Source organism: Dyadobacter sp. HNCC25DJ184 (genome assembly GCF_056895215.1).
Genome location: NZ_JBXHAQ010000005.1, coordinates 154932 through 167701 on the forward strand (window position 1 = coordinate 154932; position 12770 = coordinate 167701).

Sequence of the window (12770 nt, forward strand, 5' to 3'; positions counted from 1 at the left end):
TAAAATAATTATATGAGGATAAAATGCACAGGAATTCTGAGGTTGTTATTCATATTGTCGGCACATTTTAGCTTTGGACAAGCGAATCAGAAAGGCTACGAAAAGGACGTAGCCGCAGTGATCAACCAATATAGTCTGGCAAGAGAAAAACAGGATACGCTGTTGTTGAAGAGCATATTAACAGACGATATCGACCAGCTGGTATCTTCCGGCGAATGGCGCTTGGGAGTTGGCACAGCTGTAAAAGGAATGATACAAAGTTCGAAAACAAATGAGGGAGCACGAACAATTATGGTGGAAAAGATGCGTGCATTGAGCAAAGACGTAGTTATTGCCGATGCACGATATGAAATTAAAAGCCCGGCTGGAAGCCCAGCTGGAGAAATCCGGAAAATGTGGAGCACATTCTTGGTAGTCAGAAAGGATAAAAAATGGAAAATTTCTGCCATAAGGAATATGGCTCCAAAGCCTGGTCCATGACAGAAATTTATGCATTATTTTGCCACTAAGTCACAAAGAAACCAGGACTAAAGTATTGATTTTGTGCCTTGGAGTCTTTGTGGCAATATCATATTAATGCAGTACCGATTTACTCCACAACAGCCGATACTGAAATATAGGTCGGAATAATACCAGCAGCACGAATGCGCACTTCGGCATCTTCTGCCTGCGTGTTTCCTGTCAGTACCAAAGCAGTATCAAGCCCGAATTTATTACCGCCGAGGATATCCGTATGCAGCGTATCACCCACCATCAAAATGTTTCTTTTGCTGACATTCGGGTAGTCGCGGATATGTTGATATGCAAATATAAACATTTGAGGATCAGGCTTTCCGAACCGGATAAATTGTCTGCCGATGGTATCTTCCACCATTTTGGCCAAAGCACCAACTGCAATCGAAAGCCTGCTTTTGGAAGCTGGATAGGTTTTATCAGTATTCGCTACGATAACGGGAATATTACGTCTACGCAGTAAATTTAAAGTTTTCGTGAGATCAGTATTCCAGTCAAATCCTTCATCATCCAGGAAAACAAGCGCCTGAATATCTTTTGAATCGTCCAGATCGAGGTCACGGATAGATACCGTGTGAATATCGGGCGTCTCGATATATTTTGCAGAGTTTTCGGTGCCAACGTAAGCCACAAGTCCTTCCCTGACTTTCAGATCCAGATATTCCCTCGCGAGCATACCGGAGGAGATGATACGATCAGGTGTTACGTCGTCAATTCCCAGTTTTACATAAGATTGCGAAAGTTGCTCCGGGCCGCGAGACGCATCGTTGGTCACCACATAAAAGTCCTTTCCCGTTTCTCTCAAGTAAGCAAATGTTTTATCAATACCCGGAATCAACCCGTTGTAGGTTTTTAGAACCCCAAAGGCATCGAAGAATATGACGTCGTATTTAGAAAGAACTGACTTGAAATTATCGAGAATCATAATTGGTGAGAATTGGTAGTTCGTATTATTTGGGATATTATAGGTTCAAAGCCCTTAAAATTTTTGAGGCGTCGAATCCGTCTATTGATGGGAAGTAGATCTCATATGCCTCTTTTTGAAGCTTTGCTGAATAGGTGCGATGGAAAAAATATTTGCCGTATTTGATCACATAATTTAATATAAAGAAGCGGTATGCCTCTTTAATGAAGAGTACTTCACGTTCCGTTAGTGGATATACTTTGTGATATTCCTGCAAAAATATCATAAAACGATCCTCCGTAAGTGTGCTCATCAGGTAGCTAAAAACTGTCCTGTCTCCAACATTTGAAACGACACGGCTAAAAAAATAGAAATCCATTATCCGTGTTGAAACCCTGAACCAGTCATAATCCCATCTGGAATAAAGTTTCATGTCGTCCGTAACTGAGAAATTTCCAATATTCCAGTCTACAAACACCGGCATCAAATCAAAAGAACTGACATTGAGCCGCTGGATATTCTTCATGAAAATATCACATTGCTTTTTCAGGATATTGATTTTGCCTCGGTGCTCAAACTGTCCGGTATCAGTTTCCAGAATGTCAAGCAAATGCTGAATATCGGTTCGCAGGTTTTTAGACGATTTCGGTACCGACTTCCCAACTCTGAAGCACGCCTGATGAAACTTGGCCATTTGCTGGCCAAATCCACGAATATGGTGTTCGTCCAGCCGGCGAGGCATCCTGTTCATGGCCCTGATCGGATTATAAAAAACGACCCATGTATCTATAAAATCCTCCTGATACCGATAGGTAAAAACCTGGTTATTCTTGACAAGGGATTTTGCCAAAACATTTTCAAAAGGATAAAGCAGGTTATTGGATACCGCATGGATAATTCGGTGGTCTTCCTTAAAGTGCTCATACTTACCGAAATATGAGAGTTTTGCAACCACCTGATCGTCGTTATCCAGCGTAACCCGAAAGACGTGGTTCGTGGATACCCGAGCACTGATATCCTCAACAGATTTTACCTTAATAGAGTCGTCAAAGGCTTCCCAGGCCTTCCTGATAATTGCTGGATAATCTTTTATACGCATTAGAAAACTGCAAAGAATTGTCTGACGAACCTTAGGCGGGCTCCTGCCGTGTTTGAACCATAAAGGTAAGCAGATAAATTTAACCTAGGTCGAATCAGACTTTGTTGTATAATAAATGTAACGCTATTTCTATAAACGGAAGACATACAGTTGCGTTAAACTACTTGTTGCATGCTTCCCGATTCCTAATCAGCGGGGTTTGAAAATTGAATATATTTTCAACTTTTAATTTAATTTTACGTAAAAATTATACCCGACATTTTGTTCTACGCATTTTCACGTTTTTTGATCCGGCTGGCCCTGCCTATTTATCTAAAAAGGCTTATTGTCATAAATTTCAAAGGATTGCCCGAAAAGTCGCCGCTTCTGATCGCTTCCAATCATGCGGGGTCCTTTTTCGACGCGTTGGTTATCGGGTCTATTCTCAAAAAACCAATTCATACACTTACTCGTGGGGACGTTTTCAAAAAGCCGGCTGTTGCTTTCTGGCTTCGACAAATCAATCTCATACCTGTGTTCAGGGGCTCAGAGGGGCGACAATATGTTAAAAATCATGATGTTACCGCGCAAGAAAGCCACGATGCTCTGTTGAAAGGCGGCTCAGTGGTTGTCTTTTCGGAAGGTATATGTGTTCAGGAATGGAACCTGAGGCCACTTGGGAAAGGTACGGCAAGAATGGCACATCAGATATGGTTCGGAGCGGGAGCGCTATCCGATATGCAGGTAATTCCAACGGGTATGAACTATGAAAATTTTCGTGGTCCCGGCAAGCGTGTTATGCTGAGGTTTGGGAAAGGAATTCACCATTCTGAAATCAATACGGATCCGGAGGATTATGAAAAATGGCTTCGCGAGTTTAATGACCTTCTGGATTCACGCATGAAACAGGAGATTCTTCATATTCCTGCAGATACCCCTGCCAACGAAAGGCAAAAAATTCTGGACAATTTCTTCGGAGGGCAAGCCGATTGGGGTGGGTCAAATTTCCTGGCCAGAGGTCTCGGCTGGTTCGGGCGATTGATTCACTGGCCACTATATTCATTTTTAAAGAACAAAATTGCAAAAGTGACTGCAAGAACCGTTTTCTACGATTCAGCTCTTTTTGGGTTACTGGTCTATATATATCCGTTATTTGTCTCACTGATTGCTTTAATTCTCACATTTACAGTGTGTTGGCAGGTAGGCCTTGCCACTTTTGTTGCACTTCCTGCTTTGGCCTGGTTTGGAGGGAATTACAGGTGAGCTGTCAGACTGAATTGGCGAGATCTCTGTCTGTTTGAAATAAAGAAAATTGTAGAAATCATGTTTTAAAACCAAAAGCCTGCAGAAAGATCTATCTCTCCGCAGGCTTTTTTGATATCAACCAGGCCAAACCGTTTACCCTTCAACTATTTATCCCTTCACCCGATTCAACCCCATCGCCTTCAACATCCAGTCTGGAAGCGGTTTTTGATGTTTGCGTTTTTGAATATCTAAAAACCAGCCTATTTTTTTCAGAACCGGCACTTTATGAGTTTCTACCAGCTCGATTAACGTTCCGTCAGGATCTTCAAGGTAAGCGAAACGACCAGCCGCAGATTCCATTCCGAAGGAAGATTCGCTGTCAACCGTGAAAGGATATCCCTGCGATTGCAGCTTATCTTTCAATGTTGGCATATCAATCGTGTCGAAACATAAGTGTATATATCCACAATCACCCCAGTAACGGTTTTCAAAAAGTTTTTTCGGAGTACGATCCAGTGCTTGAAGGAGCTCTATCTGAGTGTCACCCAGTAATTTAGAGAATGCACCATATGGTGTGAATTTCTTCCGAAGCAATACTCTCCTATATTTTTGGCCGGAAATGGAAGTTGGTAAATCCTGAAACTCTCCGGTTTTATCATAAACAATATCCATTGGGCCCAGCAAATTCATATAAAACGGAATGGCCTTATCCATATCTGAAACGCCGACAATCACTCCCGCAACGCCACCGATCGCATGGCCGGTTTTTTGGAACCAGGTATTGTCAGAAGTGACCTGAAATATATTGCCGTAGGGGTCATATCCCCAAAAACCTTCACCCTCGGGAAGTTTGGTTACTTGTCCCACGGCTTCCTTTGAATTTGATTTCACCCATTCGTGCGCTTTGCGCACATCAGGCGCTTTGAATCGGATTGCATTGATACCAAGGTCGCCCAATTCCATTTTGAAATTGAGAGGCTGAGAAACCCTGCTTGTAAACGACCATATCTCCAGTCCACCGCCACCAGCCATATTGAGTACCAAAGCCGCTTGCCGGGACTGCACTTTCCCTCCTGTATATGGCGTCATCAACGGAGCATCCGCTTTTTCGTCAAAAACGGGCACGTCGAAACCAAGTACTTTTCTATACCACGCCCAAGCTTCCGGCACGTTTTGAACGCCAATACCTATTTGCTGAATTCCCGATATCAGTGGATTACTCATCAATGAATGGTTAAATGTTTATTAACTGGTAGTTAAAAATTAAAATCAAGGCGCAATTTTACGAAAATAATAAAGAAATTGGACGCCGGTAAACCTGATTGTTTGTAACAATATTGGAGAAGAAATGTGAGTTGTCTAGTATATTTTGTAACACTATGATCATATCTATTTTGACGCTGATGCTGAATTTGATCTCATTGAATCCGCAGAGTCAGACCACCGAGACCATTATCACACACACAGAAGTTGTTCCGAAGAGAAAGCTGATCGTCTTTTCGGGCTCCGACTGGTGCAAAAACTGCATCAGGTTTAAGGAAGAGGTGTTGTCGAGCGAAGTCTTCAAAGACTTTGCCAAAGATCATATCGAAATTATCACCGCCGATTTCCCGCAACGCACAAAACTTTCAAAAGAAACCATAGCAAGAAATGAGGCTTTGGCTGAAAAATTTAACCCTCAGGGGGAATTTCCGAGGCTGGTATTGCTATCGCCGAATGGAGAAGAGGGTAAAGTAATCCCGTTTACAAGCAATCTGAACGCCACTGAATTCGTCGGAGAACTCCGTGATTTTATACAGGAAGATTAGGGGAAAGCTTGATGTTTGTCAGTATATCTAACGATATCTCATTGAAAATTAGGAAGCTACGTGTAGCTTCAGACAAGGTATTTATACTCCGCAGACTTATCAATTGAATATGCCTGGAAAAATTTTCATCGTCGGCGTGATCCTCGGACTGGTTTCCTGTCGGCCGGTGAAACCATATCAAATGGTGTATATCAATGATTCAGAAATGCAGATGAGCGGTAGTTCCGGGAAAAAGTTTGAGCAGTACAGCGAAAGTATCCGGGAGGGCGCTACGCCTGCAACGGCTGCGAAGTCGAGTGGTGGTTGCGGATGTAATTGACGATCATGAAGAAAAAACTACTGACTGCTGCTGTTCTGTGTTTTGCCTTGATGCAAAAAGCTAAGTCGCAGGATAGTTTATATCAAAAAAAGTTGGTTTCGAAAACTGATATTGAGCTGATATATTCTCAATACTTGCAGGACGGAAATAATTCCGCCGTAACAGGGGGCAAAGGCACCGAAAATCTGAAAGTCTTCGCTCCATCACTCAAGGTTTCACATAATTTTAGGGATTATAATACCATAAATTTTGTCGGAGGGGTTGATGCAATAACTTCTGCCTCTACGGATAAGATCGACTATGTGATGTCTTCCGCTTCAAAAAAGGATTTGAGATCTTATTTTAATCTGAATTATGATCGGCAGCTGAAGAAAAAGGATATTACGATCGGAGTTGGATCAGGCATGTCCATTGAGTCAGATTATCTTTCCATTCCAGTTTTTTTAGCGGGCCAATATATCACGCCGTCAAAAATGTCCACTTTTAACTTCGGAGTTCAGGCGTATTTTGATGATTTGCGTTGGGGGCGATTAAATGAAGATTACCATCGACCGGTTGAACTGGTATATCCCATCGAACTTCGGGATACTGCCTGGTTTGATATCTATCGGCGGACTTCATTAAATTTTAAATTTGGTTGGACGCAGGTGGTTAACAAACGACTGATTGCGGGTATATATCCCGAATTCACTTACCAGAGAGGATTATTGTCGACACCTTTTCATCGGGTATATTTCAGAGACGGTCCGTTGCGAGTTGAAAATCTTCCGCGGGAGCGTTATAAGTTTCCGGTTAGTTTTAAAGTAAATTATTTTTTGGGAAGTCGTACCGTTCTCCGGTTTGACTACGGGTTTTATTGGGATAGTTTTGGTGTTCAGGGGAATAGTGCAGCGCTTGAGGCCGCCTTCAAAATAACGCCAGGTTTTGCGATTACACCGTTTGCCCGAATATACGGGCAGTCTGCTGCCAGGTATTTTAATCAATATAAAACGCATTCTGTCTCCGAAATCTTTTATACTTCTGATTACGACCTTTCACAGTTCACCAGCTACAAAGTTGGAATGAACTTAAGGTTTATACCAGTTCACGCTAGAGGCGCAGCTTTTGGAGAGGTCAGCGTCAGGTATAGCTACTACTACAGGTCCAATGGACTTGACGCTCATATTGTAACACTTTCGATGAGATTTCACCGCGAAAAGTATCGTTCTGGCTTTGGGAAGAGGCAATAAAGTCTTTACGAACAAATAAATTTGATTTCCGGATCGTCGGGAGGCACTTAATTATTATTATATTTAAACTGCCATTTGCGAAATTTTATTTTAATTTTTTTACAAACGCATCCATTTTAAGATCGGTACCGTATATGTACTGAGCTTAGTTTCAATTGATAAGAATGAATCAATCTGTAATTATTGCCCCGGTTTCGGAAAGTTTAAAAGCGTATCTCACTTCATCAAGTTATTCAGACATCATAGTTATTGCAGATACCAATACCAAAAAGCATTGTTATCCATTGTTGAAAGATATCCTGCCTAAACACAGGGTGATCACAATCAAAAGTGGAGAAGAGCATAAAACCTTGGAAACTTGCCAGCATATCTGGGCTGAAATGACGAAGTGGGAGTTGGACAGACATGCATTGGTAGTCAATATCGGAGGGGGAGTGATCGGGGATATGGGTGGTTTTTGCGCGTCAGTATACAAGCGGGGAATTGATTTTATCCAGATGCCAACGACGCTTTTGTCTCAGGTAGATGCCAGTGTGGGAGGTAAGCTGGGAATTGATTTTCAAGGATTTAAAAATCATTTAGGTGTTTTTAAGCTTCCCGAAAGTGTTTTGATTGATCCGGAATTTTTGAAAACGCTTTCTGAAAGAGAATTGAGATCGGGTTTTGCAGAGGTTATCAAGCATTGTTTGATCGCCGATGGAGAAAAGTGGAAAGCGATAAGCAGTGTAGATTTTGAAAATCAGAAATGGGCTGATTTGATCGCGCATTCTGTGAAAATAAAAAGTTGGGTAGTAGAACAGGATCCGACAGAAAAAGGACTTAGAAAAATATTGAATTTCGGGCATACGCTTGGTCATGCTGTGGAGACACATTTTTTGTCTAAGCCTAAGGGACAGAGACTGTTACATGGAGAGGCGATTGCGGTTGGCATGATTATGGAGAGTTACCTCTCGTTCCGCAGAAAATTGATTTCAGAAGAGTTGCTTGGGGAGATTGAGGAATTTATTTTTGCAACATATGGCAAGGTAAAAATAGGTCATGATGAAGTGGATGCGATCATTAATCTTACTCGTCAGGATAAAAAGAATAAAGGCAGTGAAGTACGGTTTTCGCTCATTAAGGGTGCCGGAGAGTGTTCATTTGATATTGTAGTAAATGCAGCGGAAATGCGAAAAGCAATAGCCTACTATATAGCATAGTCAAATATGTAGTGGGCTAAGAGTGATTTTGAAAGTTTCAGAACGATTTAAATCTATTATCTCACCCCATAATTTGAATGCTATGCGTAGATTGATTTTACCAATTGCTACCTTGTTTGTTGTGCTGATTGTGTCAGGATGTTCAGGGGGCCGGAAGGTCTTTGTGGAACATGATTACAGTTATGAAACCAACTTTAAAGATTATTCTTCCTATACCTTCCTGGAATGTGAAAGAGACACGAACAATCTTTGTACCGAGATTTATGAGGCTATAAGGCGTCAAATGCAAGTAAGGGGGTATAAACTTACTGCCGAAAAACCCACACTTTTGGTCAATTATGGTATATTCTATGATAACCTCAGGTATCAAGGATATATGCAGCCGGTGATAAAAAACTGGGTGGACACTGAAAACGATTCATTCCGTTACGAACCAATCAAATACGCGCTGGATAAGGGAACTCTGATCGTGTCATTAATTGATGCAGAAAGCGATCAGGTGGTTTGGAGGGGATATGCCTCTGGAATTTTCAAAGGAAGCGAGGGGTCGAATAACCACTATCGAAGTGTCGTTCGCAGAATATTTGATCAATATCCGCTCTTTGCAAAAGGGTATGACCCGAGAAGGTATACCGAGCAGGTGGGTAGGTAAAAAAATATAATAAAAGGGGTAGTCAGCGAATCAATTTGCTGGCTACCCTTTTTATTTATCGAAGTTTGAGCGTAACCAAGGTCATAATCGCGAGGATAATACCTACAATCCAGAATCTTGTTACAATTTTAGCTTCATGAATTCCCTTCTTCTGGTAGTGGTGATGAAGCGGGGACATCAAGAATACGCGTCGCCCTTCTCCATATTTTCTTTTGGTATACTTAAAGTAGCTGACCTGTATTATGACGGACATATTTTCTACAATGAAAATACCGCACATTACCGGAATAAGCCATTCTTTTCTGATCGCCAATGCAGTTACGGCAATTACGCCACCAAGCATCAAACTTCCTGTGTCGCCCATAAAAACCTGGGCGGGATAGGCATTATACCATAAGAACCCGACACAGGCCCCGATAAAGGCCGCGCAGAATATAACCAGCTCTCCCGAGTTCGGGATATACATGATATTCAGATATTGGGAGAATTTGGTATTACCGGATAAATAGGCGAGAACCCCCAAAGTAAGTGCGATAATACCCGAAACTCCTGCCGCAAGTCCGTCGATTCCGTCGGTAATATTAGCTCCGTTGGATATCGCCGTGACGAAGAAAATGGCAACAATAGTATAAATGACCCAGGTATATTCCTCTGGTAACCAGCCAAATAACAGCGTTTTATAGTCAAACTCGCTATTCTTGAAAAAAGGAATCGTGGTTACGGTAGGATGAATGATATCGGTATATTTCTGAACCTCTCCCAAATTGGAGCTGATCACAGGTTTGTCATAAATACGAATCCGAACGTGGTCGTTGACAGACAGGGTAATACCCACAATCAGACCCAATCCCACTTGGCCGACAATTTTAAACCGGCCGGCGAGGCCGTCTTTGTTATTCTTAAATTTCTTGAGATAATCATCGATAAAACCGATTAATCCCGTCCATACTGCCGTAGTGATCAACAAAACGATATAAACGTTGCTGAGTTTGGCGAACAATAACACAGGGATGAGTAATGAAGCCAGAATGATAAAGCCTCCCATTGTCGGAGTGCCGGCTTTTTCAAGTTGGCCGGCCAGTCCGAGGTCACGGATGGACTCGCCCATTTGTTTTTTTCGAAGTAAATTAATGATGGATTTTCCGTAAGTCGCCGCGATAAAAAGAGAGAGTACGGTGGCACCCAGTGCACGAAAAGAGATATACTGAAATACCCCGGCACCAGGGAAGTTAAACTGTTTGTCGAGAAATTCGAAGAGATAATATAGCATGCACTAAGTTATTGGGATGACGAGTGCAAAAATGCCTTTTTTCAAGCACCGAACAAAAGGCAGGAGGTTATTTTGTTTTTAAAATCTCTTGAATAATCAAGAAAATGGACGAAAAATTTAAACTGCAATATCATAAAAGCTGCCTCCCGAAGAAAAGCAGCTTTTCAGTTCTCTCAAACACATTGATTTCTAAAACCTATATCCCTTTCTCGTCAATCAGCCCATCCGTCAAAGCGGTGAATTCTTTGATAAACTCGTCGTAAAATTTGCCAGTACCGGGGCCGGAGAAGCCTGTGTGAATCTCACGAACTTTTCCTTTTCTGTCGATAAAAATAGTTGTCGGATATGACATCACTTTGTTAAGCATCGGCAATGCTTCTGCCGTTCCGGTGTCGGTGTTAGTTCCAGCCAAAACGACCGGATATTCAATGCCCAGCCTTGCAATCATTTTCTTAATTTTAGGATTGGATATGGCGGGGTCAGCCGATTTTTCAAAAGACAAACCGATAATTTCGACTCCCCTTTGTTTGTTTTTCTTGTACCAGGGCTGAAGAAAATTGGTTTCATCCATACAGTTCGGACACCACGATCCCATAATCTGGAGGATCACAACTTTGTCTTTATACCGCGCATCGTCAAGAGAAACGACTTTACCATCAGTATCAGTAAATTTGAAATTTACGGCATCATATCCCGGCTTTAAGAAAGTTAGTTTAGTGGCGTCGGGCAATTTAGCATCCGGATTTCTTTTCGCATTCCAGGTTTTATATGCGGCAAGTCCGCTCCACAATGATCCTTTCAATGATCCATCTGGCTGTATGGCCGCTTTGAATAACATCGCATTGGAACCGTCGAAAGTAGATAAGTACAGGCTATCGCCGTTCAGGCTTCCTGTAAGGAATCGATAGTCGCCCGTTGGTGTAAGGAAAGACCCTTTTACATCGCTTCCATTCTGAACAAAATTTCCGACGGCCAGCGACGTAGCTCCGGTGCTTTCGTTTTTAAACTCCACATCGAATTTCCCGTCCACACTTTTTGTCGTTTTGGCAACGCCTTTTGGAAAAAACTTGTAATTCTTGCCAAACTCGGCATTAAACGGAATACCCCCAACAGCCTTGTTATCTTTAAAACGGTAATATGTTCCGCTCAGTTTATTTGCTGAATTCAACTTCGCAACGATCTCGGCGTCAAACATCCGCATTGGGATATGGAGGGAGTCTTTCTCAAAATAGACCGTATCCATCTTCAGTTTTTCTTCACCATTAAGCACAAAAGCCGAATATGTTTTGCTGTCTGGATTGCTTTTGATCTCAAGAATAATAGGAAGTGCTTGCCCGTCGCGGTGGATTGTTGCGCGCCATATTCCATTTTGAACGGCGGCAGGCGGTTGAGATTTTGCAGACGAAATGTTTTGGGAAAATGCTAAAAGCATCAGGCAAAGTAAGAATCTCATAAAATACTGGTTTAAACCTTCTGTAATAGGAATGAGAAAATTAAATAGGATATACAGCCAAAATCCTACCATTGAAAATCATTAAGTTTGTAACTGCCTTATGGCAAAGAATAGTTCCGCATTTTATTGCTTTTAGCGTATGGATTTGAAGTCAAGCTACCATGAGCCGGTCATGTTAACTGAGTGTCTGGAAGGACTTAACATCCGGCCCGATGGTATTTATGTAGATGTGACGTTTGGTGGCGGAGGCCATTCCAGGGCGATTTTAGACAAGCTGGATACTGGGAAATTGATCGCGTTTGATCAGGACGCAGACGCTGCGAAAAATGCCGAAGCACTCAACCATGATGGTAAACTTGTTTTTGTCGCTGCAAATTTCCGGCATATCAAAAGATATCTGAAATTATATAAATTCGAAAAGGTTGACGGCATATTGGCTGACTTAGGAGTTTCTTCCCACCAGATCAATACGCCGGAACGTGGTTTTTCGACTCGTTTTGACGCAGACCTCGATATGCGAATGAATCAGGGGATTGAAAAAACGGCCAAGGAAATAGTCAACAATTTTTCGGCAGCCAACCTTCAGAAGATTTTCGGAATGTATGGCGAGGTGCAGAATGCCAAAACTTTGGCGGAAGCAATTTTTTCAGCACGACATAACAGCAGTATCGAAACTGTAAATGACCTGAAGCAGATCCTGCTGAAATTTGCCCCGCGTCACCGTGAAAACAAATATTTTGCCCAGGTTTTTCAGGCACTTAGGATTGAGGTGAACGATGAACTTAAAGTTCTAGAGGAATTCCTGATGCAGGTTCCGGAAGTTTTGAATCCGGGTGGACGATTGGTGGTGATGTCATATCACTCGCTGGAAGACAGGCTGGTGAAGAACTTTATCCAAAAAGGAAAATTTGGCGGCGAGGTAGAAAAAGACTTTTATGGAAACGAGATCAAGCCGCTCAAGGGGGTTACCCGAAAGCCGGTTGAAGCTACCAAAGAGGAAATCGAACGTAACCCGCGTGCCAGAAGTGCGAAATTGAGAATTGCAGAAAAATGAAACTGGTCAATATATGATGCCCGGAATGTGATCGTTACATGAGAGC

Annotated in this window: 13 protein-coding genes; 8 read left to right on the forward strand and 5 right to left on the reverse strand. The window is 42.2% G+C overall.

Going from position 1 to position 12770, the window contains the following annotated elements; genetic code table 11:
- Positions 1 to 12: 12 nt before the first annotated feature.
- Positions 13 to 480: an SgcJ/EcaC family oxidoreductase gene (locus tag AC1XUD_RS09510; protein WP_483360747.1), complete on the forward strand. Its 468-nt coding sequence runs from the start codon at positions 13 to 15 to the stop codon at positions 478 to 480.
- A 109-nt stretch (positions 481 to 589) separates the two neighbouring features.
- Here the strand turns inward: AC1XUD_RS09510 and AC1XUD_RS09515 are convergent, their stop codons facing one another.
- Positions 590 to 1438 carry a TIGR01459 family HAD-type hydrolase gene (locus AC1XUD_RS09515; RefSeq protein WP_483360748.1) on the reverse strand — a complete coding sequence of 283 codons (849 nt, stop codon included), beginning with the start codon at positions 1436 to 1438 and terminating at the stop codon, positions 590 to 592.
- 37 nt (positions 1439 to 1475) lie between these two features.
- Positions 1476 to 2516, reverse strand: a complete 1041-nt coding sequence (locus tag AC1XUD_RS09520) for a hypothetical protein (RefSeq protein ID WP_483360749.1) — start codon at positions 2514 to 2516, stop codon at positions 1476 to 1478.
- 261 nt (positions 2517 to 2777) lie between these two features.
- Here AC1XUD_RS09520 and AC1XUD_RS09525 point away from each other — a divergent pair, with 261 nt between their 5' ends.
- Positions 2778 to 3758, forward strand: a complete 981-nt coding sequence (locus tag AC1XUD_RS09525; RefSeq protein ID WP_483360750.1) for a 1-acyl-sn-glycerol-3-phosphate acyltransferase — start codon at positions 2778 to 2780, stop codon at positions 3756 to 3758.
- Positions 3759 to 3908: 150 nt separating this feature from the next.
- On the opposite strand, the gene AC1XUD_RS09530 is transcribed toward AC1XUD_RS09525, so the two are convergent.
- Positions 3909 to 4964, reverse strand: a complete 1056-nt coding sequence (locus tag AC1XUD_RS09530) for a VOC family protein (RefSeq protein WP_483360751.1) — start codon at positions 4962 to 4964, stop codon at positions 3909 to 3911.
- Positions 4965 to 5119: 155 nt separating this feature from the next.
- Between AC1XUD_RS09530 and AC1XUD_RS09535 the strand changes: the two genes are divergently transcribed.
- From AC1XUD_RS09535 to AC1XUD_RS09555, 5 genes are all read left to right on the forward strand, one after another.
- A complete protein-coding gene (locus tag AC1XUD_RS09535) occupies positions 5120 to 5548 on the forward strand; it encodes a thioredoxin family protein (protein ID WP_483360752.1) in 429 nt (142 codons plus the stop codon).
- A gap of 109 nt (positions 5549 to 5657) precedes the next feature.
- Positions 5658 to 5867, forward strand: a complete 210-nt coding sequence (locus AC1XUD_RS09540) for a DUF4266 domain-containing protein (protein ID WP_483360753.1) — start codon at positions 5658 to 5660, stop codon at positions 5865 to 5867.
- Between the two features lie 5 nt (positions 5868 to 5872).
- Positions 5873 to 7096: a DUF3570 domain-containing protein gene (locus tag AC1XUD_RS09545; RefSeq protein ID WP_483360754.1), complete on the forward strand. Its 1224-nt coding sequence runs from the start codon at positions 5873 to 5875 to the stop codon at positions 7094 to 7096.
- Positions 7097 to 7260: 164 nt separating this feature from the next.
- On the forward strand, positions 7261 to 8295 hold the full coding sequence (gene aroB / locus AC1XUD_RS09550) for a 3-dehydroquinate synthase (RefSeq protein ID WP_483360755.1): 1035 nt from the start codon (positions 7261 to 7263) through the stop codon (positions 8293 to 8295).
- Between the two features lie 82 nt (positions 8296 to 8377).
- Entirely contained in the window at positions 8378 to 8947 is a 570-nt protein-coding gene (locus AC1XUD_RS09555) for a DUF4136 domain-containing protein (RefSeq protein WP_483360756.1), read from the forward strand.
- Positions 8948 to 9002: 55 nt separating this feature from the next.
- Here the strand turns inward: AC1XUD_RS09555 and mraY are convergent, their stop codons facing one another.
- Together mraY and AC1XUD_RS09565 are read right to left on the reverse strand one after the other, a co-directional pair.
- Entirely contained in the window at positions 9003 to 10217 is a 1215-nt protein-coding gene (mraY, locus tag AC1XUD_RS09560) for a phospho-N-acetylmuramoyl-pentapeptide-transferase (protein WP_483360757.1), read from the reverse strand.
- A 196-nt stretch (positions 10218 to 10413) separates the two neighbouring features.
- Positions 10414 to 11670: a peroxiredoxin family protein gene (locus tag AC1XUD_RS09565; RefSeq protein WP_483360758.1), complete on the reverse strand. Its 1257-nt coding sequence runs from the start codon at positions 11668 to 11670 to the stop codon at positions 10414 to 10416.
- A gap of 139 nt (positions 11671 to 11809) precedes the next feature.
- On the opposite strand from AC1XUD_RS09565, the gene rsmH reads away from it, so the two are divergent.
- Complete coding sequence (gene rsmH / locus AC1XUD_RS09570) at positions 11810 to 12724, forward strand: 16S rRNA (cytosine(1402)-N(4))-methyltransferase RsmH (RefSeq protein WP_483360759.1); 915 nt, start codon at positions 11810 to 11812, stop codon at positions 12722 to 12724.
- Positions 12725 to 12770 lie beyond the last annotated feature (46 nt).

Excerpts from the sequence above, each read along its gene's own strand:
- AC1XUD_RS09510 (WP_483360747.1), top strand. The coding sequence starts at position 13 with ATGAGGATAAAATGCACAGGAATTCTGAGGTTGTTATTCATATTGTCG.
- AC1XUD_RS09515 (WP_483360748.1), bottom strand. The coding sequence starts at position 1,438 with ATGATTCTCGATAATTTCAAGTCAGTTCTTTCTAAATACGACGTCATA.
- AC1XUD_RS09520 (WP_483360749.1), bottom strand. The coding sequence starts at position 2,516 with ATGCGTATAAAAGATTATCCAGCAATTATCAGGAAGGCCTGGGAAGCC.
- AC1XUD_RS09530 (WP_483360751.1), bottom strand. The coding sequence starts at position 4,964 with ATGAGTAATCCACTGATATCGGGAATTCAGCAAATAGGTATTGGCGTT.
- AC1XUD_RS09535 (WP_483360752.1), top strand. The coding sequence starts at position 5,120 with ATGATCATATCTATTTTGACGCTGATGCTGAATTTGATCTCATTGAAT.
- AC1XUD_RS09540 (WP_483360753.1), top strand. The coding sequence starts at position 5,658 with ATGCCTGGAAAAATTTTCATCGTCGGCGTGATCCTCGGACTGGTTTCC.
- AC1XUD_RS09545 (WP_483360754.1), top strand. The coding sequence starts at position 5,873 with ATGAAGAAAAAACTACTGACTGCTGCTGTTCTGTGTTTTGCCTTGATG.
- aroB (WP_483360755.1), top strand. The coding sequence starts at position 7,261 with ATGAATCAATCTGTAATTATTGCCCCGGTTTCGGAAAGTTTAAAAGCG.
- AC1XUD_RS09555 (WP_483360756.1), top strand. The coding sequence starts at position 8,378 with ATGCGTAGATTGATTTTACCAATTGCTACCTTGTTTGTTGTGCTGATT.
- mraY (WP_483360757.1), bottom strand. The coding sequence starts at position 10,217 with ATGCTATATTATCTCTTCGAATTTCTCGACAAACAGTTTAACTTCCCT.
- AC1XUD_RS09565 (WP_483360758.1), bottom strand. The coding sequence starts at position 11,670 with ATGAGATTCTTACTTTGCCTGATGCTTTTAGCATTTTCCCAAAACATT.
- rsmH (WP_483360759.1), top strand. The coding sequence starts at position 11,810 with ATGGATTTGAAGTCAAGCTACCATGAGCCGGTCATGTTAACTGAGTGT.